This window comes from Sideroxydans sp. CL21, from assembly GCF_902459525.1.
Classification (GTDB): domain Bacteria; phylum Pseudomonadota; class Gammaproteobacteria; order Burkholderiales; family Gallionellaceae; genus Sideroxyarcus.
This window is the reverse complement of the sequence record NZ_LR699166.1, coordinates 574,467-600,682: the sequence shown is the minus strand read 5'-3', so window position 1 is coordinate 600,682 and position 26,216 is coordinate 574,467. Positions and strand designations below refer to the sequence as shown.

20 protein-coding genes are annotated in these 26,216 nt (G+C 55.7%); 8 read left to right on the top strand and 12 right to left on the bottom strand.

The features are described from left to right. The first annotated feature begins 57 nt into the window (after positions 1 to 57). From QOY30_RS02840 to QOY30_RS02820, 5 genes are all read left to right on the top strand, one after another. A complete protein-coding gene (locus tag QOY30_RS02840; RefSeq protein ID WP_283743128.1) occupies positions 58 to 816 on the top strand; it encodes a GNAT family N-acetyltransferase in 759 nt (252 codons plus the stop codon). Positions 817 to 938: 122 nt separating this feature from the next. Beyond that, entirely contained in the window at positions 939 to 1,307 is a 369-nt protein-coding gene (locus QOY30_RS02835) for a diacylglycerol kinase (protein WP_283743127.1), read from the top strand. 68 nt (positions 1,308 to 1,375) lie between these two features. Continuing rightward, entirely contained in the window at positions 1,376 to 2,590 is a 1,215-nt protein-coding gene (locus QOY30_RS02830; RefSeq protein WP_283743126.1) for a glycosyltransferase family 4 protein, read from the top strand. Beyond that, positions 2,556 to 3,086, top strand: a complete 531-nt coding sequence (locus QOY30_RS02825; RefSeq protein WP_283743125.1) for a phosphatase PAP2 family protein — start codon at positions 2,556 to 2,558, stop codon at positions 3,084 to 3,086. Before QOY30_RS02830 ends, QOY30_RS02825 begins: the two co-directional genes overlap by 35 nt. 34 nt (positions 3,087 to 3,120) lie before the next feature. Then, positions 3,121 to 4,743 carry a methyl-accepting chemotaxis protein gene (locus tag QOY30_RS02820; RefSeq protein ID WP_283743124.1) on the top strand — a complete coding sequence of 541 codons (1,623 nt, stop codon included), beginning with the start codon at positions 3,121 to 3,123 and terminating at the stop codon, positions 4,741 to 4,743. On the opposite strand, the gene QOY30_RS02815 is transcribed toward QOY30_RS02820, so the two are convergent. Next, entirely contained in the window at positions 4,740 to 5,588 is an 849-nt protein-coding gene (locus QOY30_RS02815) for a zinc dependent phospholipase C family protein (protein WP_283743123.1), read from the bottom strand. The genes QOY30_RS02820 and QOY30_RS02815 overlap by 4 nt on opposite strands. A 122-nt stretch (positions 5,589 to 5,710) precedes the next feature. Here QOY30_RS02815 and QOY30_RS02810 point away from each other — a divergent pair, with 122 nt between their 5' ends. After that, the gene (locus QOY30_RS02810; protein ID WP_283743122.1) at positions 5,711 to 6,460 is read left to right on the top strand and encodes a YdcF family protein; all 750 of its coding nucleotides are present in this window, start codon (positions 5,711 to 5,713) and stop codon (positions 6,458 to 6,460) included. Between the two features lie 73 nt (positions 6,461 to 6,533). Further along, positions 6,534 to 6,950, top strand: a complete 417-nt coding sequence (locus QOY30_RS02805) for an OsmC family protein (protein ID WP_283743121.1) — start codon at positions 6,534 to 6,536, stop codon at positions 6,948 to 6,950. 68 nt (positions 6,951 to 7,018) lie between these two features. Here QOY30_RS02805 and coq7 read toward each other — a convergent pair whose 3' ends face one another. Both coq7 and QOY30_RS02795 read right to left on the bottom strand, forming a co-directional pair. Beyond that, entirely contained in the window at positions 7,019 to 7,645 is a 627-nt protein-coding gene (gene coq7 / locus QOY30_RS02800; RefSeq protein ID WP_283743120.1) for a 2-polyprenyl-3-methyl-6-methoxy-1,4-benzoquinone monooxygenase, read from the bottom strand. A 120-nt stretch (positions 7,646 to 7,765) separates the two neighbouring features. Continuing rightward, positions 7,766 to 8,929 (bottom strand): porin, encoded by a 1,164-nt coding sequence (locus tag QOY30_RS02795; RefSeq protein ID WP_283743119.1) that lies wholly within the window; start codon positions 8,927 to 8,929, stop codon positions 7,766 to 7,768. Between the two features lie 802 nt (positions 8,930 to 9,731). Here QOY30_RS02795 and QOY30_RS02790 point away from each other — a divergent pair. Continuing rightward, positions 9,732 to 10,598 (top strand): hypothetical protein, encoded by an 867-nt coding sequence (locus tag QOY30_RS02790; protein ID WP_283743118.1) that lies wholly within the window; start codon positions 9,732 to 9,734, stop codon positions 10,596 to 10,598. Positions 10,599 to 10,651: 53 nt separating this feature from the next. Here QOY30_RS02790 and QOY30_RS02785 read toward each other — a convergent pair whose 3' ends face one another. The 9 genes from QOY30_RS02785 to QOY30_RS02745 form a co-directional block, all read right to left on the bottom strand. Further along, the gene (locus QOY30_RS02785; RefSeq protein ID WP_283743117.1) at positions 10,652 to 12,079 is read right to left on the bottom strand and encodes an efflux transporter outer membrane subunit; all 1,428 of its coding nucleotides are present in this window, start codon (positions 12,077 to 12,079) and stop codon (positions 10,652 to 10,654) included. Then, complete coding sequence (locus tag QOY30_RS02780) at positions 12,076 to 13,251, bottom strand: efflux RND transporter periplasmic adaptor subunit (RefSeq protein ID WP_283743116.1); 1,176 nt, start codon at positions 13,249 to 13,251, stop codon at positions 12,076 to 12,078. Before QOY30_RS02780 ends, QOY30_RS02785 begins: the two co-directional genes overlap by 4 nt. 17 nt (positions 13,252 to 13,268) lie before the next feature. Next, positions 13,269 to 16,466: an efflux RND transporter permease subunit gene (locus QOY30_RS02775; RefSeq protein WP_283743115.1), complete on the bottom strand. Its 3,198-nt coding sequence runs from the start codon at positions 16,464 to 16,466 to the stop codon at positions 13,269 to 13,271. A 71-nt stretch (positions 16,467 to 16,537) separates the two neighbouring features. After that, the gene (locus QOY30_RS02770; RefSeq protein ID WP_283743114.1) at positions 16,538 to 17,797 is read right to left on the bottom strand and encodes an HD-GYP domain-containing protein; all 1,260 of its coding nucleotides are present in this window, start codon (positions 17,795 to 17,797) and stop codon (positions 16,538 to 16,540) included. 220 nt (positions 17,798 to 18,017) lie between these two features. Continuing rightward, positions 18,018 to 19,448, bottom strand: a complete 1,431-nt coding sequence (locus QOY30_RS02765) for an efflux transporter outer membrane subunit (protein WP_283743113.1) — start codon at positions 19,446 to 19,448, stop codon at positions 18,018 to 18,020. Further along, entirely contained in the window at positions 19,445 to 20,635 is a 1,191-nt protein-coding gene (locus tag QOY30_RS02760; protein ID WP_283743112.1) for an efflux RND transporter periplasmic adaptor subunit, read from the bottom strand. The genes QOY30_RS02765 and QOY30_RS02760 overlap by 4 nt, the downstream gene beginning before the upstream one ends. Further along, positions 20,625 to 23,840, bottom strand: a complete 3,216-nt coding sequence (locus QOY30_RS02755) for an efflux RND transporter permease subunit (protein ID WP_283743111.1) — start codon at positions 23,838 to 23,840, stop codon at positions 20,625 to 20,627. Before QOY30_RS02755 ends, QOY30_RS02760 begins: the two co-directional genes overlap by 11 nt. 178 nt (positions 23,841 to 24,018) lie before the next feature. Further along, positions 24,019 to 25,383 carry a sensor histidine kinase gene (locus QOY30_RS02750; protein WP_283743110.1) on the bottom strand — a complete coding sequence of 455 codons (1,365 nt, stop codon included), beginning with the start codon at positions 25,381 to 25,383 and terminating at the stop codon, positions 24,019 to 24,021. Further along, entirely contained in the window at positions 25,370 to 26,050 is a 681-nt protein-coding gene (locus QOY30_RS02745; RefSeq protein ID WP_283743109.1) for a response regulator transcription factor, read from the bottom strand. Before QOY30_RS02745 ends, QOY30_RS02750 begins: the two co-directional genes overlap by 14 nt. Positions 26,051 to 26,216 lie beyond the last annotated feature (166 nt).

Below are 26,216 nucleotides of genomic sequence, written 5' to 3'. Positions count from 1 at the left end.
ACCCCGGTGCAACATACGGTCGCTAATCTTCCGTCATCAACTCAACGGGAGAACACCATGCTGGACCTGATCAAGCAAGAACACCGCGAAGCACAAGGCAGACTCACTTTCAGTCTGGCGCGTACCGTTGCCGAAGTGGCGGAAGCCCAGCGCGTGCGCTACAAGGTGTTCGCCGAAGAAATGGGCGCAAAATTGCCCAGCGCTGCTTTGGGTCTCGATATCGACCGCTTCGACGAATTCTGCGACCACCTGCTTGTACGCGATCACGGTAACGACAAGGTCGTCGGTACTTATCGCATCCTGCCGCCGGAACAGGCAGTCAACGCGGGCGGATATTATTCCGAGACCGAATTCGACCTGTCGCGTCTGATGCACCTGCGCGACCGCATGGTGGAAGTCGGCCGTTCCTGCGTGCATCCCGATTACCGTGACGGATCGACCATCACCCAGTTGTGGAGCGGCCTGGCCGATTACATCGGCAAGCACGGCCACGAATACCTGATCGGCTGCGCCAGCATCAGCATGGGCGACGGCGGACACTACGCCGCCAGCGTTTACAACAAGGTGCACAAGCTGCACGGTGCGCCCGCCGAATATCACGTGTTCCCGCATTGCCGCCTGCCGCTGGAATCCCTGAACCAGAACCTGGAAGTCACCATCCCGCCGCTGATCAAGGGCTACCTGCGCCTGGGCGCCTACATCGCCGGCGAACCGGCATGGGATCCGGATTTCAACTGCGCCGACCTGTTCATCCTGATGCCGGTATCGCGCATGAATGCACGCTACGCCAAACATTTCATGAAGAAGGCCGCATAGTTTTCCCGTTTCATTCCGCCTCCCCTTTGCGCGCACTCGGTATGGTGCGCGTTCTTTTTGCTGGAGAAGTTTCGCCGATATATCGCAGCTGCACATTTGTGTATTAATTCAGGAGCCGTTCGATGGAAAGTCCTTACAAGGGTAAAACAGGTCTGGTGCGTTTGTGGAATGCTTTCGGGTATTCGCTGGCCGGGTTTCGCGCCGCCTACAAGCACGAAGATGCATTCCGGCAGGAAGTCCTGCTCGCCACCATTCTCATTCCATTGGCATTGTGGTTGCCTGTGGCTTATCTCGGCAAGGCATTGATGATCGCCAGCGTGTTGCTGGTCATCATGATCGAACTGCTTAACTCCGCCATCGAGGCCACCGTCGATCGCATCTCGCTGGAGAACCACGACCTCGCGAAGCGCGCAAAGGACATCGGGAGTTCGGCAGTGCTGGTAAGCCTGATCAATGTGCTGGCGGTATGGGGATTGGTGCTGCTGCACTAGAAGTGCCGTCATAAAACTTTCAAATTGGTTTAATCAAATATTCATGCGCGAGCGGCAGCATGCGCATCATGAATACACCAGACCAGAACCTCAATACGCCGGTGCCGCTGAATATCGCACTGGTCACTGAAACCTACCTGCCCGAAGTAAACGGCGTCGCCATCACCATCGGCCGCATGGTGCAGGGCTTGCGCAAACGCCAGCACCTCATCCACATGATCCGCCCGCGCCAGTTCAAGCAGGATGTGGCAGCAAATGAGGATGGCTACACGGAAACGCTGGTGACCGGCATGCCCATACCCGGTTACCCCGAACTGAAATCCGGGCTGCCCGCCAAGGGCTTGCTGATGCGCCTGTGGAAGCTGCAGCGCCCCGATATCGTGCATATTGCCACCGAAGGTCCGCTGGGCTGGTCTGCCCTGTCTGCCGCGCGCAAGTTGAACATCCCGGTGAGCACGGATTTCCACACCAACTTCCACAGCTACTCGCAACACTACGGCGTCGGCCTGCTGAAGAAACCCATTGCCGCCTATCTGCGCCACTTCCACAACAAGGCAGCATGCACGCTGGTACCCACGGTTTCGCTGCAGCAACAGCTGGAATTCGAGGGGTACAAGAACGTATTCGTGGTTTCGCGCGGCGTGGATGCGCAACTGTTCCACCCCGCCAAGCGCAGTGCCGAGTTGCGCGCCTCATGGAACGCCGACGAAAGCACTCCGGTGGTGATGCTGGTTAGCCGTATCGCCCCGGAAAAGAACCTGCATGTCGTCATCCAGGCATTCGAGCAAATGCGCAAGGTCAATCCGCTGGCACGTCTGGTGATGGTGGGCGATGGCCCGGCCCGCGCCGATCTGGAGAAACAGCACCCGCATGTGATCTTCGCCGGGATGCTGACCGGAGAACCGCTGGCACAGCACTACGCTTCCGGCGATATCTTTCTTTATCCCAGCCTGACCGAGACTTACGGCAACGTGACCGTCGAGGCGATGGCCAGCGGCCTGGCCACGGTCGCATACGACTATGCCGCCGCACGCCAGCACATGCGCCACGACGAGAACGGTTTGCTGGTGCCGTTCGCCGACACCGATGCCTTCGTCAAACTCTCGACGGGGCTGATCTCCGACATGGAGCGAGTGCAACGCTTGCGTATCGCCGCGCGTCAGACCGTGGAAGCACTGACCTGGGAACACATCATGAGCGAGATGGAAGCGGTACTGCTCGATACCGTCCGCAAACAGGGAGTACAAAATGTCCAACCTGAACTTTCCGCTGCAACAGATTAAAACCTGGGATATGGAGCTCTGCGCCTTCTGCAACAGGCGCAGCCGCAACTTCACGGTGCGCAATCTGTTTCGCCTGTTCAGCCGCCTGGGCGACGGAATGTTCTGGTATGTGCTGATGATCGTGTTGCTGCTGCAATATCAAAGTGCAGCAATTCCTGCCGTATTTCACATGATCGTCGTCGGATTGATCGGCACGGCATGCTACAAATTCATCAAGGGTAAAACCCTGCGCCCGCGTCCGTTCAATGTCTATCCGGCCATCGTCTGCGCCGGCAAGACGCTGGACCAGTTCAGCTTCCCTTCTGGCCACACCATGCATGCAGTGGCATTCAGCATCGTCGCCATCGCCTACTTCCCGGCGCTGATCTGGCTGGTGCTGCCGTTCAGCGTGATGGTCGGACTGTCGCGCCCGATACTCGGCCTGCACTATCCCAGCGACGTGCTGGCAGGCGCCGCACTTGGCGGCATGATCGCGGGTCTGTCGTTCCTGATCTGATTTTTCGTTTCATTCCACATTCCGGAGGTTCCGCATGATGCGACTTTCTGCATTGCTTAAATCTCTTACCCTGCAACAACAGTTGCGCCTGATGATGGGTATCTCGCTGCTGGGCATGCTGACCGTGATCGTTTTTGTCATGATCAATCTGAACCAATTGCGCCAGGAATTCCGCATCTATCAGTCGATGCAGACGATGGACAAAAGCCTGATCGAGGTCAAGGCGACGGCCCTGGCTATCAGCCGCAGCGATCCGATTCCGGCCGAGACTTCGGCACAGCTTGAACAAGCCGACGCACACATGCGCGAATTGCTGAAGCGCGTTTCCGACTCCTCGGATCTGCCCGCCTTGCACGATTCCCTTAAAAAGATGTCCGCGCAATGGGGCGCATATGCCCAGGGATTCAAGGGTGCGATCAAGATCGCCGCGACCAGCCCCGCCGATGCGCTGCAAATTCCGGATTCGCTTTACGGTATGTACCTCTCCCCGATGGTGCAGGAACTGGACAAGCTGGTCGACGCTAACAAGGATATCGAACTCGCTTCCGAACACAGGATAGATAGTGTCATGAGCCGGGTACTGTGGATTGTCTTGCTGCCGATGATGGCGCTGGGGATCATTACCGTGGTCACTGAAACCCTGTTCGGCCGCAACCTGCGCAAACGGCTGGAGCACATCGTCGACGAAATCAATCACCTGCACAACGGCGACCTGAGCCGCCGGCTGACATCGCACAATAATGACGAGATCAGCCATCTGTCCGGCACGATCAACACTTTCATTGCGCGTTTCGAAACCATCCTGCACGAGGTGCATGTCTCGGCCAACCAGACCCACAAGACAGCTCACGGGGTCAGCCAGATGGCGCACTCGGTCACCGCGAATGCCAAGGAACAGTCTGCCAAGGTATTCCAGGTGAGCGGTGCCATCGAAGGCATGGGCAACACGATCAAGACGATCGCCGCGAATGCGGCACAGGCTTCCGCTGCAGCAAGGCAGACCCTGGCTTTGGTGCAGTCCGGAAGCGAAACCGGGCAGTCCACGATACTTGCGCTGAGCCAGATCGACCAAACAGTCGGCTCTTCCGTAAAAACCATGAACGAACTGAATATTGCCATCCAACGCATTGGCAGCGTCAGCAGCATGATCAAAGAGATCGCGGAACAGACCAACCTGCTCGCGCTCAATGCGGCCATCGAGGCGGCGCGCGCGGGAGAACAGGGGCGCGGTTTTGCGGTGGTTGCCAGCGAGGTGCGCAAATTGGCCGAACGGACCACCAGTGCCACCGCAGACATCACCAAGATCGTCCAGCTGATCGAAAGCGAAACCGACGAGGCGACCCGTGCCATGGCCCTGGCCAAGCAGGAAGTAGCGCAAGGCGTGCGGCACGGGGAAGGCATGGGACAACTACTGCGCCAGATCGAGAGTTCCGTGCTCATCGTCACCGACATGATGCGCCAGATCGCCTCGTCCACCGAGGATCAGTCGGCAGCGGGCGAAGACATCTGGCTCAATATCAACTCGGTCGCAACAATCAGCGCCAATACCGCGACCGATATCGAGCAGGCCGGCAACGAAATGCAGACCCTCGCCAATTCCTCCAGAGCACTATTCGAGGCGATCGGCCAGTTCAAACTGGCGAGGAATGCAGCTTAAACCTTGCTGAATACGTCCTGCGGTAGCGGGATGCGATGGCGCAATTGCTGCGGCGTGACGAGCTCGATGCGTTGTCGCAGTATGGGATCATCGGCATGCGGATTGGCGTCCCATATCGGTTCTTCGCCCAGCAGGATGCGGTCGATGTGCGTCAATCTCGCACCGGTCTCGCTCAGATAATAGTTGAACCGGCGCTGCATCCCGGAGTCGAGCAAGCTTGCCCCGTGGTAACACAGATGCGACAAGCGGCTGGTGCGCAGCAGACTCTCTGCACCCGCCAGTATGTTCACACCGCGTTTGGCCAAATTGTGCGAGCAGGAAAAATGCTGTGCCACGTATTGCGCCAGTTCTGCGCGATGCGCATGCATCAGCTCGCTGGGCTCCGCAAAGAGTTGTGCACGAATGTGCATGTCCATTGCCCACTCGCATGCCGCATGTGTCAGCATCGGGATATTTCCCCACATCTTCTCGTGTGCGGGGACAAAGTGGTTGTGGGCGATCACGTCCACCAGCAAGTGACTGACGAAGCCCAGAGAGAGGGCATATTCCTCATCGCTCTTGGCATCGTCCAACAGTTTTCGCGCCCGCTGCCATTGGTGCGTGGTAGAAAACGGTTCGCCCCAGGAATGCTCGCTCAGCAACGCGAGATCCGGCAGGCAGGCGCCGGCCAGCACCAGTTTGGGAAACGATTTGATCGCGCGGCGATAGCGCGGGTCGGTGAGCGGGACCGCCCACAGCAGCATCTGGGCGAAATAGACGTGGGTATATAGCCCCCAGGCATTGGCATCTGCACTCCACAACAGCAGCGGAATCAACCAGCGCCAGTATTTGAGCAGAATTTTCATGCCTCGCAGTTTCGCCGCGATATGCGAAACTTTAATGACGTTCAGATGATTTTATTGTGACGTTCGGGTACTCGTGCACGCTCTGCCATAATGCGCATGCTTTCAACTGATCGAGATATGCAATGTCCTGGTTCTTCACCAACCTCATCGGCACGTTTCTGCTGCCGCCACTCAATCTGCTGCTCATCGCGGCACTCGGCCTTTGGCTCTGGCATTCACGCCCGCTGATCGCCCGCATTCTGATGACCACGGCATTCGGCTTGCTGTGGCTGCTCTCCACACCCTATTTTGCGGAAACCTTGCTGCATGGATTGGAAGGCAAACCCTTCGTCAATGACACGAGAAGACCGCAGGCAGATGCCATCGTGGTGCTGGGTGGCGGCACTTATTTTCACGCGCCGGAATACGGCGGCGATACGACAAACAAGGATACGCTGGAGCGCTTGCGCTATGCCGCCAAGCTGTACCGTGAGACATTGAAACCCATCCTGGTGACTGGCGGCGCGCCGCTGGGCAACAGCACCTCCGAAGCGGAACAGATGAAACAGGTGCTGGAACACGAATTCAATGTTCCGGTACAGTGGTCTGAAGGGGCTTCGGACAACACGCTGGAAAATGCGCGCCTGTGTCGTCAGGTGCTCCAACGGGTCGGCATCACTCGCATCTACCTTGTCACGCACGCCTCGCACATGCCACGTGCTGTGCAGGCGTTTCAGGCTGCCGGGTTTCAGGTCGTTCCCGCCCCGACCGGATACACCACGCGCTACCGGACAGATTTGCTCGCTTTTGTGCCGAACGCCTATGCTTTACGCGACAGCCGGATATTCCTGCATGAATTAATTGGAATGTTGTGGTATCAGTTAAAATCCTGACATAGCAGAAGCCGCCATTGGAGCGCCGACGTCCTCGTCAGCCTTCCATCAAAACCAACCAACGGAGTGTCACATGAGAGCACGCATCAAATGGGTAGAAGAAGTTTCCTTCATCGGTGAGACCGAGAGCGGTCACTCGGTTGTGATGGACGGCCCGCCCGCCGGCGGCGGTCGCAACCTGGGACCGCGACCGATGGAGATGTTGCTGATCGGCACCGGCGCTTGCACCGCTTACGATGTGGTGACCATCCTGAAAAAAGGGCGGCAGCAAATCTCCGATTGCGTGGTGGACATCCAGTCCGACCGCGCCGAGACCGACCCCAAAGTGTTCACGAAGATTCACCTGCACTTTGTGGTAACGGGCAAAGACCTCAAGCGCGAGCAAGTCGAACGCGCCATCAAGCTATCCGCCGACAAATACTGCTCTGCTTCCATCATGCTGGGGAAAACGGCGAAGGTGACGCACGATTTCGAGATCGTGGAGGGATAAGCTTTTCGTCATTCCGGCCTGACCGTAGGTCAGCCTGTCCTGAGTTTATCGAAGGGCCGGAATGACGGTCAAACCCAATAAACCGTCTTCGTCATTACCTTCGACATACCCCGCATCGCCAGTTTCACCGGCAACGGCAATTCCGCCGCGCCCAGCTCCACTGCCATATCGGCATGGCCGACTTCATCCGTGTACATTTGCTGTGCCACGGCGCGACTCTTGGCGTCCTGCTTCGGCAAACTGTCCAGATGGCTTTGCAGGTGCGCACCGACCTGACGTTCGGTTTCGGCCAGGAAACCCAGATTCCATTTGTCGCCCAGCGCACCCGCCAATGCGCCTAGTGCGAGCGAACTGGTGTACCAGAACGGATTGAGCAGGCTCAAGCGTCCACCCAGTTCGTGCACCCGGTGCGAGGTCCAGGCCAGATGTTCGGTTTCTTCCCACGCCGCATGCTCCAGCTTCTCCTGCACCCCCGGATCGCGCGCCGTCAGCGCCTGGCCCTGGTACAAGGCCTGCGCGCATATTTCGCCGGTGTGATTGATGCGCATCAGCGCGGCTGCATGCTTCTTTTCCGAATCGCTCAGGGACGAGTCGGCGATATCAGCATCCGGATAGGGGCGCGCGGTCGGCGCTTTGGCGAACAAGGTGCGCAGACCTTTATCAAATTCAATAATCAGATTATCCAGATTCAACATGTCATCCTCCTGTGGCAACCTAGGCAATTTAAGCAATTGGCAAGACAGTGTCAAATAATACGGCCACCCGAAGGTGGCCGTTCAGTATTGCACCGGAAAATCCGATTAAAGCTTTTGTGCTTAGAACTTCTTGTTCAGACCCACTGCCAGCATGGAAGAGCTTCCGCCAGCGGTCATGCTGGTGCCTGCCAGCGCATCATTAATCACGCTATAAGAACGAGTGTTTGTACCTTGACTCGTTTTGGTATACGCAGCATAGAACGTTGTTGTCTTGGACAGACCTTGCAGCCAAGCCAAAGTAACGCCAGAAGCACCCATATCAGTTCCAGTGCCGACCTTAGACAAGCTCGACAGAGTACTGCTCGCATCTATAGTGTTCTTCGCATAGCTGAGCGCAATAGCGCCTGGGCCGACTGGAGCTACAGCACTAACGGACATAGCCTTGTTAGTTCCCGACGTAACAACTACGTTGTTCGTGCCGGTCTTGGATGTCTGATAGGTTGCAAACAGCTTGACCACGGTGAAGTCATACGACGCACCCAACGCAATGTCCGTAGCCGATAATGTAGAGGTTTCTGTGGCAAGCGCAGGCAGGTAGGTCGTACCAGCAGTTGCGCCCGTATACACAGCGCCGACTGACAAAGGGCCATTGTCGTAATTTGCCGACAGCAAGAATGCGGAAGTTTTAGGATCGACAGCTGTAGTAGAAAGTGCAGTCAAGTTACCCACACCAGCCAGAGCAGTTGAGTAGTTCACTGCAACTGTCACCCCCCCCATATTCGGAGAGATATAGGCCAGCGCGCGTTGGGCACGGGCTGCACCTGTTGCGGAACCGATCAGGAAAGTGCTGCCTGCGGTGACGTTTTGCAGCGGAGACACTAGCGAATCGGCTGTTGGGTCGAACTTGACAGCCCAGTCATAGGCGGTTGTTTGCAGGTAGCCTGTTGCAACAGTTCCGAAGTCGCCTGCCAAAGCCAGCATTTGTTGACGCGCAACAACGCTTGAATTACCCACACCGCCTGTACCAACGGTCGAGTTGGTTTGCGGATCCAGACCATATTCCAGGACAACAACAGCTTTCATGCCGTTGCTCAGGTCTTCAGCACCTTTCACGCCAAGGCGGGATGCAGACAGGCCGCCCGAAACAGCAATCGTATCGCTCTTTTGGCCGTCGGCGGAAGCGTGGGCAACAGCTGCGTCAACGTTACCGTACATAGTCACATCTGCAAATGCCGGGGCAGAGAATGCTGCAGCGACAGCCAGTGCGATGAGTTTCTTTTGCATTTGAATGATCTCCTCAGATTTGATATTCAATAATTCGATCGGGCCAATCCCTAGCGAAATAATTGGATCGGTGGGGTATCCCGCCTAGTCCGAGGCGCAAATTACACTTCAACGTCTACCACTTCAAATATTTCATTGCAATAAGTAGGGATACGTAGTTTTCCTGCAACATATTGATATAGGTCAATAAATATGTGGCTTACCCCCTAATCGCTAAATTCGCTACTCTTGAAAATTTAACGCAAATTTAACAATGCTGCCAGATTGAACATTCTATAAAAGCTGGATAGCGTTGCAGTTTTTTCGGTTCTTTCGATGGATTTGGTGGTCTCCTGATACCGGCTTCCAGAGATGAATACGAACTTCCAGGTGGCGATTTCGACTGTATCATTCCTGCAACTACCCCCACTTAAGCGGCATTTTCGTTTGACTGGGGTTCTTCATTGCCACTCAAACGGAAACGCAGTCAATCAGAGCGCAATGACCAATTTCCCTGCGTGCAACCCAGTTATTGAAGCGATTCAGTATCGTGAACTTTGCTCCAAACCGCGTTGTAAATCCTACATAAAAGGCTGCATTAATTGCGCCCACCTGCCTAGTTTTTGATGTAACTCATTAATTATAAAAGCAATATCTTTTTCGGCACGCCTCTTGCAGAGACTCGCTTCGTTATGTCGTTATATACATAACGAAGCGTTGATGAACTGAAAATTTTCAGAGCGAAATTTTGCTTTACTCATTCAATGATCAAAAGCAATCGCCCAGTCATGAATTGGCGTTTAAATTTAAGGAGATAATCGAGATGATCAAACCCAAGAAAATACATTCCGCGGTGATAGTCATGGCCACCAGTTTGATTTCATTGCCTGCGTTTGCCGAAGATGAATCATTTTTTTCAAACTGGTTGGCCAATGTCAGCAGCACCCAGGAAGAACAACCGCACTGGATGACACCCCTGGTGACAGTAACCCCGCGTCTGGAGCAGGAGTACAGATTCGACTATAGCCATTCAGATGTGCCCAAACCTAAAGCTGGCACAACCATTGACAGTTACGGGGGCGGCAAAGGGATTGAAATTATCCCAAGCAGGAATACCGAGATCATTGTCGGTGTGCCGGCCTATCAAGTAAAAGACGTTCCAAACAAACCTAGTGTCACCGGAGTTGCTGATGAGAATTTGCTGCTGAAATATCGGATGCTTTCGGCAAACGAAGAGCATGGCAATTACATCGTCACCGCTTTCCTCGGAACGAGCCTGCAAACCGGGGGCAATGCGTTTACCACCAATCACACGCTTGTCACGCCCACCATCGCTGCCGGTAAGGGGTGGGGCGATCGACAGTCGGGGGTAGATATTCAGAGCACATTGGGAATGGCTGTTCCATCGGGCGGGTTGAGCACTCTAGGAAGGCCTCTTACCTGGAATATGGCATTGCAAGGACATGTGGGCAAGTTCTGGCCGGAGATTGAAACCAACTATATACACTGGTATGACGGGGCGCTTGCCGGTAAAAGTCAAATGATGATCACCTATGGGACTACTATCGGTCGATTCGTGATCAAGGGCCGCGTCAAGGCAATAGTTGGGATTGGATATCAGATCGTACATGGAACGCAGGTTGTCAACCTGAACCACGCCACGCTGGCCACGATGCGTATTACTTTCTAACTTGGGTTTTGCGGAAAGCTGAGTGACCCGGTAGATTGCCATGTGAACGGGTTTCAACGGGAGGCGATTTGGGCTGCCTCCCACCCTCCACCCAGCGCCCGAATAAGGTTGACGCTAGCCTGCAATCTTCTCCGGCGCAGATTCAATGCGTCGAGCTGAATCTGCTGGGCAGTGGCTTGTGCTGTCACTACTTCCAGATAACTTGCAACACCTTCGCGATAACGGTTCATGGCAATATCCAGCGTGTTTTGGGTATCCGTGACAGCAGCATCCAGCGCCTTGGATTCTTCCGTCAGATCACTCAAGAGCGAAAGATTGTCCTCGACTTCCTGAAAGGCCTGCAGCACGGTGGAACGGTATCTGGCACCGGCCACCTTGAATGCGGCCTCTTCCTGATCGACTACCGCCTGGCGGCGGCCTGCGTCGAAAATGGTCATCAGGGCATTCGGCCCGATTAACCAGAACAAATTGGGAGCATTCATCAATCCCGTCTGGTAGGTGCTTTCATATCCGGCGGCGCCGCCGAGGTCGATCGTCGGGAAAAATGCCGATTTTGCCACACCGATACGGGCGTTGGCTTCTGCCAAATGGCGCTCCGCCGCGGAGATATCCGGCCTGCGTTGCAACAGCGTGGCCGGGACACCCACCGGGATGGCAGGCAACTGGATGTTCACCACGGCAGGCGCAATGGAGAAACCGGAGGCGGATTCGCCGACCAGGGTGGCAATCGCGTGCTGGTAAAGCGCCCTGCTCGCGGCGATATCCGAGATCTCGGCTTGTGCTGTCTCAAGCTGCACTTTCGCACGGGAGACGTCCAGTGCCGAATCGATGCCGCCTTGAAAACGATTTTGCGTGAAAGTTAACGCTTGGGCATACGCATCGACTTCGTCGAACAGCAATTTGGATTGCCCATCCAGCATGCGCAAGGTCAGATAGTCGTTGGCAAGTTCCGCCCTCAAACTCAGATGAATCGACTCCAGTTCCGCCGCTGCCGCCTGCGCACCGGCTTCGCCGGCTGCAACCTGATTGCGCACATGCCCCCACAAGTCGACCTCATACGAGGCCATCAAACCGAGCGCGTTGTCTCCGTACACATTGGGCTGCGAAGGGGAGCGTAGCGCGCGGTTTTGCGACTGCCTGTTGCGTGTCGCATATGCCCCTGCCGAGACGGTCGGGAAATAACTTGCGCGCGCCTGTGCGGCATAGGCGGTCGCCTGGTCGAAATGCCCCATTGCCACGGCAAGATCTGCATTGGCAGCGTCCAGGCGTTTGATCAGGTCGTCGAGCGTGGGATCGTTGTACGCTTTCCACCAATCCCCGCGCGGCAGAGTGTCCGCAGGCTGCGCGGGCTGCCAGATCGAGGTTGGCCCCTGATAGGCCGCGGGCGCCGCAACCTCGGGTATTTTGTAAGCAGGCGCTTCGGAACAGCCTGCGAGCAGCAATGCGCAGAGTATCGACGGTGCCAGCCGGATTGCGCTCATGGCGCGGCCCCGGGTTTCGGTTCGGCGTCTGCATTCTTGATGCGCACAATATCGCCCTGCACGATGGAATCCGACGGGCTGTCAATCACCCGGTCATTGCTGTCGATTCCTCTATCCACTTCCACCACCCGCCCCAAATCGCGCACGATCGCGATGGATTTAAGAACGACCCGATCGTCGGCACCCACGGTTGCCACCTGCAGCCCCTCTTTGCGAAACAACAAAGCACTCACCGGCAAACGGAATACCGTTGTACTGGAAGGCAGGTCGAAGTGCACTTCCGCATAACTTCCGGAGAACAGCTTGCCTCCCTTGTTTTCCATCAACAGTTCGACCGTCGAGGTGCGGGAAGACTCGCGGATAGCATTCGAGGTACTCAGAACAATCGCCGCAAAACCCTGCGTTGGAAGCTCCGGAAAATAAATTTTCACCTTCATGTTCGGCTTGATCAGGTAGATGAAATTCTGAGGCACCTCCGTGTATATCCGCAATCTCCGGTTGTCGACAACCCGGAACAAGGCTTGCCCGTTGTTGCTTCCCGGATTGATCAACTTGCCGATATCGGTATTGCGCTCGGTGACCACACCGTCGAAAGGCGCGACGATACGCTGGAACGATTGACTTGCCAGCAGGCTTTCCAGGTTGGCTTTCGCGGCATTCAGAATGTCACGCTTGGATTTGGCATCCGCTGTCTTTTCATCGGATTCCTGACGGGAAACCGAATTAGAGAACACGAGATTCTGCCAGCGCTTTGCGGTGATGTCGGCAATTTCCAGATTCGACTCGGCGGTCGACACATCGGCCCGCGCCCGCAGTATTTGCTGGTCAAGCTCCGGTGTTTCTATTTCTCCCAGCAATTGTCCTTTTTTAACTCTCGCACCAATGTCGGTATACCAGTTCTTGAGATAGCCGCTCACCCTGGCATAAATCGGCGCATCGAGGTCGGCGCGCACGTTTCCCGGCAAAATCAGCGTCTGTACGCCGGGGCCAAGTTGGGGCAATACCACTTTAACCGTCACATGCCTGGCTTCGACCTCTTGTTCCAAATCGTGTGCGTGACTGAGGCGAACCCAGATACCGGCTGCCGCCACAACAACCGCTACTGCCGCAATAATCAATCCGGCAAAGCGAAGGCGCGCAACTGCAGGATCACGATGGCCAGAGTCGGGCATTTTGCTTGCTCCAGAAGTTAAACAGCATTGTGTTCATCTTGTTTCAAGTGTTCGTTAGTTTTGTGCACAAGGCTGAACACCACAGGCACAAAAAGCAAAGTTGCGAGTGTCGCGAAAGCGAGTCCGCCGATCACCGCCCGGCCCAGCGGCGCATTTTGTTCCCCACCCTCGCCGAGCCCCAGCGCCATGGGTGCCATGCCTATCATCATCGCAAGCGCCGTCATCAGGACCGGCCGGAAGCGGATAAAGCCCGCTTCCAGCGCGGCAGTTATACCGTTATCTCCCTCACTCATTCTCTCCCTGGCGAAGCTCACCACCAGGATACTGTTGGCAGTAGCCACCCCCATGCACATGATGGAGCCGATCAGTGCAGGCACCGATAAAGTGGTGTCGGTCACAAACAGCATCCAGACTATCCCCGCCAAGGCTGCAGGCAAGGCCGTGATAATGACGAATGGATCCAGCCAGGACTGAAAATTGACCACGATCAACAGGTAGATCAACACGATCGCTCCCAGCAATCCGAACAGCAGTCCGCTGTAGGAATCGTTCATGGCCTTCACCTGACCGCGCATGACCACGTACGAACCCTTGGGAACATCCTTGGCGGTATCCTTCAACACCTGTTCCATGTCGTACGCCACATTGCCCAAATCCCGTTCCTGTGTGGAGCCGAAAATATCAATGGTCGGCTCCACATCGTAATGCGACACCACAGCCTCACCCTGCCCCCTGGTGATGGTAGCCACTGTGCCAAGCAACTGCGATTGCGATACCGGATCCTGGCTGGAGGAGACCGGAATGTTCTGCAGATCGCTGAGTGTGTCGAGGCGGGGCTGCGGCACTTGCACGACCACCGGATAAGATACCTTGTTGTCCGGATTGACCCAGAAGTTGGGTGCCGTTTGAAAACTGCCGGATAACGAGACCAGCATGTTGGTGGCGACCTCATGTTGGGTCAGCCCCATTTCGCGTGCCCGTGTGCGATTCACATCCACATACAGTTCGGGCTGGTTGAATGCCTGCTGGATACGCAAGTCGGCCAGGCCCGGAATTCTCTTCATCCGGTTCATGATGGACGCGGCATATTCCTCATTGGCCTTGCGATTAAAGCCGATCACCTGAACGTTGATCGGTGCGGGCATGCCGAAATTCAATATCTGGCTCACGATATCGGCGGGCAGAAACGCAAAGGACACGCCCGGGAAATCGTCCTGCAGGTGCACGCGCAATGCCTTGACGTATTCCGCCGTGGGCCGGTGCCCTGCGTTCAGGGAAATCAGGATATCCGCGTCGCCCGGTCCGATGGGCGATGAATTGCTGTAAGTCAGATTGATTCCGCTCACCGGCAAACCGATGTTATCCAGAATATTCTTGATTTCACCAGCGGGAATCTCATTCTTGATCTGGCGTTCGATCTCGTCGCACAGGCGCGCCGTTTCCTCGATTCTTGTGCCGGTTTGCGCCCGGATGTGCAGCTTGATCTCCCCGGCATCCACCGCAGGAAAAAAATTCCGGCCAAGCCATGGCACAAGCGCGAACGAGACAAGCACAAACCCGAGAAAGCCGATGATGAACGGAACGCGGTTGGACAACGCATCCGTCAATACGCCCCTGTATTTCTCGCGTATCCGGCTGAAGACCGTTTCAAATGCATGCTGAAACCGGATCAACGGATTTTTCGACGGGGGCCGTAACTGCGGGCTGACCTGCGCTTCTTCCTGACTTGCCTGCACATGGGGACGCAGCAGGTATTTCGCCAGCGTCGGCACCAGGGTACGCGACAGAATGAATGAGGCGATCATCGAGAACATTACGGCCTCGGCCAACGGAACGAAAAGATATTTCGCCACTCCCTCAAGAAAGAACATCGGGATGAATACGATGCAGATACACAACAAGGACACAAAGGCGGGCCCCACTATCTGATGCGCTCCATCCATGATGGCGGCTTCCACATTCTTGCCTTGATCCAGATGCCAGTTCATGTTTTCGATGGTCACTGTGGCATCGTCAACCAATATCCCCACAGCCAGCGCCAGCCCTCCCAGCGTCATGACGTTCAATGTCTGGCCGAAAGCGGCCAGCGCAATGATCGCCGACAATATCGCCAGTGGAATGGATATCGTGATGATCAGCGTGGAACGCCAGCTGCCGAGAAACAGCAATATCATCAGACCAGTGAGTGCGGCGGCAATCACCCCCTCGCGAATGACGCCGCTCACCGCCGATTTGACGAACACTGATTGATCTCCGACCACCTTGAGAACAAGCCCGGGAGGAGCACCTGCCTCCACGCGCGGCAAAAGTGCTTTTACGTTATCGATGATATCCAGCGTAGAGGCGCTGCCATTTTTCTGGATAGTAGTCAGCACTGAATGTTGGCCGTTTACCCTGACAATGTTTTGTTGCGGCGAATATCCATCGCGCACATGCGCCACATCGCGCAACAGGATCGTCGCGCCGTTAAGCGATTTGATCGGCAGATCGTTCAGGTCATCCAGCACATCCGGGCTCGCATTGAGCTTGACGTTGTACTCGAACTCCCCCATTTTTTCGGTACCGGCCGGGAGGATCAGGTTCTGGCTCAGGATCGCATTGGTCACATCCTGCGGTGTCAGGCCTTTGGAACGCAACGCCTGCATATCCAAGTCGACCTGCACTTGTCTGTTCTTGCCGCCGTAGGGCGAGGGAATGGCGGCGCGCACTTGCGCCAAGATGGGACGAATGAAATTGTTGGCGAGATCGAACAACTGATTGTCGAGCAGCGTATCGCTGGAAAGCGCCAATTGCAGAACAGGCACACTCGATGCGTTATAACTCAGGATCAGCGGCGGTGTAATGCCGGGAGGCAGCCGCTTAAGCACCGTCTGCGAAAGCGCCGTGACCTGACTGACGGCGGCATTGATGTTGACATCCGGCTGAAAAAATATTTTGACGACAGCCACGCCGGGAAGCGATTGGGACTCGATATGTTCGATATCGTTGACCGCAGTCGACAGCTGCCTTTCATAATAAGTGACGATGCGATCCGACATGTCTTCCGGCGGCAGGCCGTTGTAGGCCCACACTGCACTGACCACCGGCACCTTGATGTCGGGGAAAATATCTGTGCGCATGTTCACATAGACCAGCGGGCCGAGTATCAAAATCAGTAGCGCCAGTACTATGAAAGTATAGGGGCGACTCAATGCGATCCGGACTATCCATAACATGTAAAGCCACTCCCGGTCCAAGAATTATTGCCTCAGACAAATGCGGCAAAAACTTCCTGCCGAATGATAGATCAGGATTGTCCGTTAAAAAAATGCTTTTTGACCAAACTGCCCAGCATTACTTCCAGGAGCGCATCGGGAGCATGTACGATTTCCTGATGGAGAGTATAGGCCCGCTCGCTGAAGATGCGGAACAATTCCGGGTCGAAACGCTTGCCGCTGTCCGGTTCCATCATTTTCATGGCTTCCGCGAAACTGAAGGGATCCTTGTAAGGACGCCTCGACGTGAGAGCATCGAACACATCGACGATCGTGAAAATTCGGGCATTCAACGGAATTTCGTTCCCGCGCAACCCTTGCATATACCCACTACCGTCGAATTTCTCATGGTGGAACTCCACCACTTCTCTCGCACCTGCAAGCCATTTTGATCTGCTGATGATGTCGACGCCCAGCAACACATGGGTGCGCATGACGGCAAATTCCTCGTCGGTCAACCCCGCTGGCTTGAGCAGGATATTGTCCCTGATGCCTATCTTTCCCACGTCGTGCAGAAATGCACCCGCGATCAGCTTGCGGATTTGGGCACTGGAAAGTCCCAGCATTTCGGCGAAGCGAATCGAATAGATGGTAACGCGGTAATTATGGCTGTTGGTATCCGAATCCCGCTTCGCAATGGCACTGCCCAGCACATCCATCAGTTCGATATTCCCTTTGAGCAGGTCGGAGGAAAGTTTGATCAGTCCTTTGTTGAGGGAAATGATGATGGGGTAAAGCATGATGGCCGTGATGAGGATCACAACAACCACCAGCAACAGGGTCCCGAAGATGTCGATTTCGATGTTGCGCAGGGTTTCGGCATCGACCTCATAGACGCCTTCAAAATAGCCGATCAAATCGCCGTTCTTGTCCTGAAGCGGAAACATCACACGCAGGAACGAATTTCTGTGCATCAGAAATTGATGGAAACGGGTTGCGTTTTCCAGAGGGAATGCGCGGGCACGCTGTTCGATCTCTTTCTCGATCTCTTCCTTGCCCGGGCTGATTTCGCGCAAAATCCGGTTTTTGTTTTCATCGTACAGTTCGACGACGATGAAATGCCTTTTGAGGAATACATCGGCTTTCTGCTTCAGGATTTCCATCCGTTCGGCACTGTGCCGGTCGAGTTCTCCCGTGAAAAAACGCGATTCCGTAAGGGCAAGCCCCAACACCAGTTGATCCACCTTTTTGGACTCAAGGTAGTAGACGGCCCCGCCGATTGCAATGGACAGCAAAACCCATCCGAAGAACAGGCGCTTGAAGACCTTTTTGTGAATACTCTGAATGCGCATAGCTGCCCTTTCCAACCTGGCCAAAGATGCACAACGCCCGGCAAGCCTGCCGGAGTCCAATCGGAGTATCTGCAGCCTGATTTTTCCTGAATTGTCAGGTACCGATCACTGGATATGGACAGCAAAATTCAGAATTAGCGCGGCTGTGTATGTCTTGTGCTGTCCCACAACCGCGGCAAACTTCCCGGAAGCAAAATCAATCGTCAGCCAAATACCCTCATCACCGGGCCGATATCTGTGTCACATTCCAGCCGCCCCCAACTGAGCGTATGAGATCCACGCTGGTTCGCAATTGCCGGGTGCGCAAATCCAGTGCGTCGCGCTGTGCCGACAGGGCTGCTGCCTGCGCCGTGACGACTTCCAGATAGTTGACCGCTCCTTCGCGATAGCGATTGAAAGCGAGGGTCAGCGTTTTGGTCGCCGCTTTGACTGCGTCATCCTCTTCCAACTCTCCTTCATGGTCGTATTTCAAGCGCGCAAGATCGTCTTCCACCTGCTGAAAAGCCGCCAGTACCGCGGCGCGATATTCGGCTCCCGCCTGTTCCTGTATTGCACGTGCTTCGGCAACCTGGGCATTACGCAGGCCCGCATCGAACAGATTGAAAACAACGCCCGGCCCAAGTGTCCAAAAGCTGTTGGGGGCTTTCAGCAAATCGCCTTGCCCGGTATTTTGGAATCCGCCTACGGCCCCGAGAGTGAAATCCGGGAAATATGCCGACCGCGCGACGCCGATCATCGCGTTTGCCGAAGCTATCCGGCGTTCGGCAGCTGCAATATCAGGACGGCGCTGCACCAGCGTCGACGGCAGGCCTGTTGGAACCTCGGGAACATCCAGGATTTTTTCGGCAACGGGCAGGGAAAAATTCATTGCGGGCTGGCCGATCAGGCTGGCGATCGCATGTTCATAAAGTGCCCGGTCAGCGGCGATTTCTGCAGCCTGCGCACGGACCGAGCTGAGTTGCGTCTGAGCACGCGCAACATCAAGACCCGAAGCAATCCCGCCCGCATGGCGGTTCTGTGTCAGTTCCAGGGCACGGCCATATGCAGTCACCGCATCGCTAAGCAATTTTGCCTGCGCTTCGACCCCGCGCAATTTGATGTAGTTGTCGGCCAATTGCGCATGCAGGCTAAGGCGGACGTTCTCGACGTCGGCTGCACTTGCCTGCGCCGATGCCTCGCCCGCGGCAACCAGGTTGCGGACTCGCCCCCACACGTCCAGCTCGTAATTTATGCCGATTCCTACCGTATTCGCAGAGTAGACGTTAGGTAGATTCGCTCCCCGTAGCGGGCGGTTGGCGGATTGCCGGTTATGCGTCAGCAAACCTGCCGCATCCACCGTGGGAAATAGTTCCGAACGCACCTGACTGGTGTAGGCAGTTGCCCGATCATAACGGGCCAAAGCTACGGCAAGATTCGGATTCGATTCTTCTATCTTTGATTCAAGTTCATCCAGCACCGGGTCGCCGTAAATTGTCCACCAGTTGCCGTGCGGTAATTCGTCGGCCGGCTTGGCAACCTGCCACGGACTGTCTTTCCATGCATCGGCCTGAATAGTGGTGACGGGCACGTGATACACAGGTGCAAACGAACAGCCACCCAGAAGACCGGCTCCTATCGTGACAACCATCCAATACCGCTTGTAAATCATCATTTGCTTTCCCCGGTCGAACGAGCTTCGGGTTGTCCTCCCACGTTGACCTTATCCCCTTCTTCCATGAAGTCCGGTGGGTTATCAATGATCCTGTCGCTGACAGACAGGCCGGTAGCGACTTCAACCACGGCGCCCAGGTCGCGACTGATTTGTATCGAGCGATATGCCACACGGTTGTCGGGTGTCAGGGTGGCCACGGTGAGACCGTTCTTCTGGAACTTCAGCGCACTGGCGGGTATCTGGACCGACTGCGTATCGCGCGGCAAGTCAAAATGTACGGATCCATATCCTCCCGGCATGAGCTTGCGATCCTTGTTGTCGACGTCCAGCTGGATCAGCACAGTGCCTGAACTTTCATTGACTGAACGCGAATTGTTGGAGAGTACCGCGGTGAAAGTTTGTCCCGGATGCTCGGGCACATCGAATTGCGCTTTCATGCCCATGTAGATCTGGTTGGCATAATTTTGCGGGACATCGACGTAAAGCCGGAGCTTGTGCACATCGGCAACGGTAAACAGCTCATGCCCGGCATCATGGCCGGCGTTGATCAACGCACCGATATCCGTCTTGCGATCCGTCACCACGCCATCGAAGGGAGCGGTGATGCGCTTGAACGATTCGAGCGCGCGCAAACGTTCGACATCTGCCTTGGCAGCTGCAACCAGCGCCTGCTTCGCTTCGAAATCGCCCTTCTTTTCATCCGCTTCCTGTTGCGAAACGGAATCGCTTGTCAGCAGATTTTGCCAACGGGCACTGGTAATTTCCGTGAGCTTCACGTTGGCGATGGCGGTATCGAGATTCGCTTCCGACTGCTTCAGTTGCTGGTCCAGTTCGGGCGTTTCGATGTCAGCCATCAGCTGCCCGGCCTTGACCTTGTCACCGATATCGACCAGCCAGTGTTTCAAATATCCGTTGACTCGCGCATAGACCGTGGCGGAATAAAAAGCCTGTAAATTTCCGGGCAGCGTGAGTACCTGCGCATCCTGCCTGAGGGCGGGTTGCACGATGCTGACGGTCGGGATCGCCTGCTCCTGTTTCACGTTCTCCAGTGCTGTTTTATCCTTCATCCTGCTGCTCATTCCCCACGCGACTATGCCGATGGCGATCGCCAGAGCGACCATCGCCTTGAATTTGAGATTGGCGGGTGGACTTTTGCGCAGCGGCGTCTGTATATCGTTAGAGCTCACTCTTTTCTCCATCGGTTGTAATGTGTTGGTGGTGTCTATGTATGATACTGAATACGATAGGTACGAAAAACAAGGTGGCTACGGTGGCGGCAAGCAAACCGCCGATCACGGCGCGACCAAGCGGGGCGTTCTGTTCGCCGCCTTCTCCCAGGCCCAGCGCCATGGGCGCCATGCCGATGATCATCGCCAGCGCCGTCATCAAAACCGGCCTGAATCGCGTAAATCCGGCCTCCAGTGCGGCCCGGATGGCGTCGCCGCTGTGCAGCAAACGTTCCCGCGCGAAACTGATCACCAGAATACTGTTTGCGGTGGCGACCCCCATACACATGATGGCCCCGGTCAAGGCCGGCACCGACAAGGTCGTATGGGTGGCAAACAGCATCCACACTATACCGGCAAGGGCCGCGGGCAGCGCAGTGATGATAACAAACGGGTCACTCCACGACTGGAAGTTGACGACGATCAGCAAATAAATCAGCACCACAGCGGCAAGCAGGCCGAACAGCAATCCGCTGAAGGCGGAATTCATGGTCTGCACTTGTCCGCGCAAGCTGATGGTGGAACCTTTGGGGCGATCCTTCTCGTTTGCCTGGAGTATGCGCTCGATGTCGGTCGCCACCGCGCCGAGATCGCGATGTTGCGGCGTGGCAAAGATATCGATCACCGGCTGTACTGCATAGTGCGAGATGACAGCGGGAGTGCTGTTGCGCGTGATATTTGCCACTCCGCCGAGTATGAGCGCGCCATGGACAGCGTCTCCGGCAATCGGGATATTTTCAAGATCCGACAAAGTCTGGTTACGGTATTCCGGCGTCTGCGCAACGATCGGATAGGAGACGCCATTGCGTTTGTTCAACCAGAAAGCGGGAGCGACCTGTCCGCTGCCGGCCATCGTCACGACCAGACTGTTGGTGACATCGCGTTCGGTCACTCCCAGTTGTTTCGCGCGTGTGCGGTCGACATCGACCCTCAACAAGGGATAGTTGTTGGCCTGCTGGATGCGGGCATCCGCAACCCCGATGACCTTGTTGATCTCGCGCAGCAGTTTTAGCGCGTACGCCATGTTCTCGTCGCCGTTCGGCCCCATGACTTGCACATCGATAGGGGCCGGTGCGCCGAAGTTCAGGATCTGGCTGATGATATCCGCGGGCAGGAACGAGAAGGTGGTGCCCGGGAATTGGCGCGCGAGATTCGCTCGCAACTCGGTGACATACTCGTCGGTCGGACGGTGTCCCTCGTTGAGAGAGATCAGGATATCGCCATCCTGCGGGCCGATGGTGCCGGTATTGTTGTAGGGCTGGTTGATACCGCTAACCGTCAGGCCGATATTGTCGACGATGCTGCCCAGTTGATCCCGGGGAATCGTGCTGCGGATACTCTGTTCGATCTGGTCGAACAGCTTTGCCGTTTCCTCGATACGCGTACCTACTTGAACGCGCACATGCATCTTGATTTGCCCGGCATCGACGGCTGGGAAGAAATCCCTGCCCAAAAATGGAATCAGGGCAAAAGATAGCAGTACGATCGTCAGGAAACCGATCACGAACTTGCGGCGGTTTTCGATTGCGAGCACCAGCAGCGAGTAATACACATCGCGTATACGCGAGAACCGGTGTTCGAACCCCTGCTGAAACCGCACCAGTGGATTGCGTGACACCGACGGGGTGTGGTGATCCGGCTGCATGATCTGCAACATCTCTCCGGAAGCATGGCCGCCGATGCTATGCGGACGCAACAGGTATGCAGCCATCGTCGGAACCAGGGTACGCGACAGACAGAACGAGGCGATCATCGCAAACACCACGGCTTCCGCCATCGGAACAAACAGGTAGTGGGCAACGCCGTTCAGGAAAAACATCGGGATAAACACGATACAGATACACAGCAGCGAAACGAAAGCCGGAGTGACAATCTGGTGCGCACCATCCATGATGGCGGTGCGAACTTCCTTGCCTTGTTCCAGATGCCAGTTGATATTTTCAATGGTCACCGTGGCGTCATCCACCAGAATACCCACGGCCAGCGCCAAGCCGCCCAGCGTCATGATATTCAGCGTCTCGCCGACCGCGTACAGCCCGGTGATGGAAGACAGGATCGCGAGCGGTATGGAAACAGTGATGATGATGGTCGAGCGCCAGCTTCCCAGAAACAGGAGGATCATCAGGCTGGTGAGCAAGGCTGCGATGACGGCTTCTTTCGCCACACCCGAAACCGCGGCCTTCACAAATATGGACTGGTCGCCAATCGCATCGATGTGTACTGACGACGGCAGGGTTTCGGAAATGATGGGGAGCAGCTTCTTGACGTTGCTGACGATATCCAGTGTTGATGCGGACCCGCTCTTCAGGATGGTCATCAGGACGGCGCGACTGCCGTTGACGCGCACAATATTGGTTTGCGGCGGATTGCCATCGCGCACACTGGCGACATCACGCATATAAACGATCGTGCCGTTGACATACTTTACCGGCATGTTGTTGATTTCCTGGAACGCGTCCGGGCTGTTGTTCAATTTCACGCTGTATTCGAAACGGCCGATCTTCTGCGTTCCAACCGGGATGATCTGGTTTTGCGCGGCAAGCGCGTTCTCGACATCCTGGGCCGAGAGATGCTTGGCCTGAAGCGCCACCGGATTCACGTCGATCTGGATCTGCCGGACCTTTCCGCCGTATGGCGACGGAGCAGTAGTACCCGGAACGGTTGCGAGTTGCGGACGTATGAAGTTTTGCCCGTAGTCGAACAGCTTTTGCTCCGAATCCTTGATGCTCGACAGCGCCAATTGCAGGATAGGAACGGTAGAAGCATTGTAGTTCATGATCAGCGGCGGCGTGATGCCGGGCGGCATCTGCTTGAGCACCGTCTGCGAAATCGAAGTGACCTGCGCAGTCGCCGTGCGGATGTCAACAGTCGGTTGGAAGAATATCTTGACGACGCCAAAGCCCATCAAAGACTGCGACTCGATATGGTCGATATCGTTGACGGTGGAACTCAATGCCCGCTCGTAATAGTAAACAACACGGCCGGACATATCCTCCGGAGAAAGGCCCGTATATGTCCAGACTGCACTGATAACCGGGATCTTGATGTCGGGGAAGATATCCGTCGGCGATTTCAGTGCTGCCAAAGGACCGATAATCAGGATCAGCAGAGCCAGCACGACAAAAGTGTAGGGGCGGCTCAGTGCAACTCGAACAAACCAAATCATTCGTATACTCCGTCAGAAGGGAACATTGAATTCAAACCTGCACACTGGGTTATTGCAGCTATGCGCATAGGCCGATTTCAAAACTGCGCGATTGTATCGAAAGGACAACAACCGGCCTCATCATGAAAATAATTTAATTAGATATTGTTTGGCCTGTAAAAGACATACCCGCAATGGGTTATACACCTTGGGGCCAGCAAAATATGGTCACACGAGTACCAGGATCGGCGTCCACCAGTTCAAAACCAAAATCGTGCAATCTGATGATCGCCATGACTATGCTCAGCCCCAGCCCAAACCCTGGCGCTTGCAAATCGTTCTCGCCGCGGTAAAAGCGATTGAGCACAGCCGATTTTTCGTTTTCCCGGATTCCGGCTCCGCTATCGACAATGTCGACCTGCGTGCCCTTGGAGCCGCGCGAAAGATGCACTTCGACCCGCCCGCCCTCCGGGGTGAATTTGATTGCATTGTCGAGCACATTGACGAAAACCTCGAATAACAGCTCGCCATCGCCATTGATGGGATCGACCGGCTCCGCCACCATCGACAGCCTGATCGATTTGTTTTCCGCCAGCGGTTCCAGAAAATTGACCGCCTGCGCCAGGATATCCGGCAACTGTATCAACTTGAAACCGGCCCGCCTCTGCTTGTTTTCGATTTCGGAAATGCGCAACAAGGCGCGGAAGCGCAGCAACAGAGAATCCACTTCGGCAATAACCTGCCCCATCATGGCATGCTGGGCCGGTGCATCGGCAAATTGCTGCTGCATGCGGTACAGCACGGCACGCAGCCGGGTCAACGGAGTGCGCAGATCGTGCGCAATATTGTCGCCGACGCTTTTGACCTCCGACATCAGCCTGTCGACTTCATCGAGTACTTTGTTCACGATGACGGCCAGCATGTCGAGTTCGTCATGCCGACCGCTGACCGGCAACCTCTGCTTCATGTTGCCGCGCATGATCAGTTCGCACACCTGCTGAATCTGTTCGACACGTCGCAACGGCCCAAAACTGAGGAGCAAACCGACTGCCAGGCCAAGCAGAATGGTCAGCGACCCGCCCCAGAAAAAAGCACCTCGCATGACTTCGCCGAACTCGGTGAATTGCTGCACATCGTGCCCTATCAACAGGATGTTTCCCGAATTTACGCGGATGGCCAGCGCACGTGCGGGAAGCGATTGCGATGCCAGATTGGTCGCGGACAGCGTGGTTCCGTGAATGTGACCGTCCACCGGCATACCGGACGGCAGCCGGGGAATATTCCCGGCAATCAGGCGCCCGTCGGACGAAAACAACCCGTAAAAAAATACATGCCGCTGGTCTAGCTGTATGCTTTTGTTGATTTCATCGGACAGGTTGCCGAGTCCCACCTGGTTGAAGCGCGTTTCTTCGAGCGTCAGGATCAGATCGACGCGACGGGTCATTTCCGTTGCCGTCTGCCAATAGATGAAGCCCAGCAGCATGACCACGCACGCCGAGAAAAACAGGCTGTATAACAGGGTCAGCCGGAAGGCGACCGTTCGCGATAGTTCAGATATGCTCACTCAGCATGTACCCCACACCGCGCACCGTGTGGATGAGCGGCGGTAGCGACGGAACATCGACCTTGCGCCGCAGACGGCCGATGTGCACATCGATGATATTGGTGCCCGGATCGAAATGATAGCCCCAAACCGACTCGAACAGCATGTTGCGTGTCAGGGTCTGGCCGGAATTGCGCATGAGATATTCCAGCAAGCGATATTCGGTCGGCAGCAGATCCAGCTCTTTTTCTGCGCGGCGCGCCTGTCGCGTCACCAGATCGAGCTCAAGATCTACAACGCGCAGCCTGGTCTGGCGTTCTGTCCGGCCTTGCCTGCGCAGCAAGACTTCTACTCGCGCTGCCATTTCCTCTGAGGCGAACGGCTTCACCAGATAATCGTCGCCGCCCGCACGCAGGCCGTCCACCCGCTCATCCACATCGCTCAGCGCGCTGATCATCAGCACGGGCGTATCAATGTTTTGTTCGCGCATGGCAGTCACGATGGTCAGGCCGTCAACAAAGGGCAGCATGCGATCCAGGGTAATGAGGTCATATTGTCCGCTCAGCGCGCGGTCCAGCCCTTCCTGGCCGTTACCTGCCCAGTCCACTTCAAATCCGTGATTGCCGAGCTCGTCCATGATTTCCCTGGCCGTGGTCTCGTCGTCTTCTATTGCCAGAATTCTTGTCATCCGCGTTACCTCCATTACCCGTCCGTATCCATATGGAAGTGCCGATTTAGTCTGTTTTACTCCCTCTTCCGCAGGGAGAGGGACTTAATCTGCATTTCCCCGGCTTATTAGCAGCCATCTGTAATATCAAAATAACACATACGGACAAGACTCAAGATGAACAAGA

Coding starts and splice junctions, on each gene's coding strand:
- QOY30_RS02840 (WP_283743128.1), top strand. CDS start 58: ATGCTGGACCTGATCAAGCAAGAACACCGCGAAGCACAAGGCAGACTC.
- QOY30_RS02835 (WP_283743127.1), top strand. CDS start 939: ATGGAAAGTCCTTACAAGGGTAAAACAGGTCTGGTGCGTTTGTGGAAT.
- QOY30_RS02830 (WP_283743126.1), top strand. CDS start 1,376: ATGAATACACCAGACCAGAACCTCAATACGCCGGTGCCGCTGAATATC.
- QOY30_RS02825 (WP_283743125.1), top strand. CDS start 2,556: ATGTCCAACCTGAACTTTCCGCTGCAACAGATTAAAACCTGGGATATG.
- QOY30_RS02820 (WP_283743124.1), top strand. CDS start 3,121: ATGATGCGACTTTCTGCATTGCTTAAATCTCTTACCCTGCAACAACAG.
- QOY30_RS02815 (WP_283743123.1), bottom strand. CDS start 5,588: ATGAAAATTCTGCTCAAATACTGGCGCTGGTTGATTCCGCTGCTGTTG.
- QOY30_RS02810 (WP_283743122.1), top strand. CDS start 5,711: ATGTCCTGGTTCTTCACCAACCTCATCGGCACGTTTCTGCTGCCGCCA.
- QOY30_RS02805 (WP_283743121.1), top strand. CDS start 6,534: ATGAGAGCACGCATCAAATGGGTAGAAGAAGTTTCCTTCATCGGTGAG.
- coq7 (WP_283743120.1), bottom strand. CDS start 7,645: ATGTTGAATCTGGATAATCTGATTATTGAATTTGATAAAGGTCTGCGC.
- QOY30_RS02795 (WP_283743119.1), bottom strand. CDS start 8,929: ATGCAAAAGAAACTCATCGCACTGGCTGTCGCTGCAGCATTCTCTGCC.
- QOY30_RS02790 (WP_283743118.1), top strand. CDS start 9,732: ATGATCAAACCCAAGAAAATACATTCCGCGGTGATAGTCATGGCCACC.
- QOY30_RS02785 (WP_283743117.1), bottom strand. CDS start 12,079: ATGAGCGCAATCCGGCTGGCACCGTCGATACTCTGCGCATTGCTGCTC.
- QOY30_RS02780 (WP_283743116.1), bottom strand. CDS start 13,251: ATGCCCGACTCTGGCCATCGTGATCCTGCAGTTGCGCGCCTTCGCTTT.
- QOY30_RS02775 (WP_283743115.1), bottom strand. CDS start 16,466: ATGTTATGGATAGTCCGGATCGCATTGAGTCGCCCCTATACTTTCATA.
- QOY30_RS02770 (WP_283743114.1), bottom strand. CDS start 17,797: ATGCGCATTCAGAGTATTCACAAAAAGGTCTTCAAGCGCCTGTTCTTC.
- QOY30_RS02765 (WP_283743113.1), bottom strand. CDS start 19,448: ATGATGATTTACAAGCGGTATTGGATGGTTGTCACGATAGGAGCCGGT.
- QOY30_RS02755 (WP_283743111.1), bottom strand. CDS start 23,840: ATGATTTGGTTTGTTCGAGTTGCACTGAGCCGCCCCTACACTTTTGTC.
- QOY30_RS02745 (WP_283743109.1), bottom strand. CDS start 26,050: ATGACAAGAATTCTGGCAATAGAAGACGACGAGACCACGGCCAGGGAA.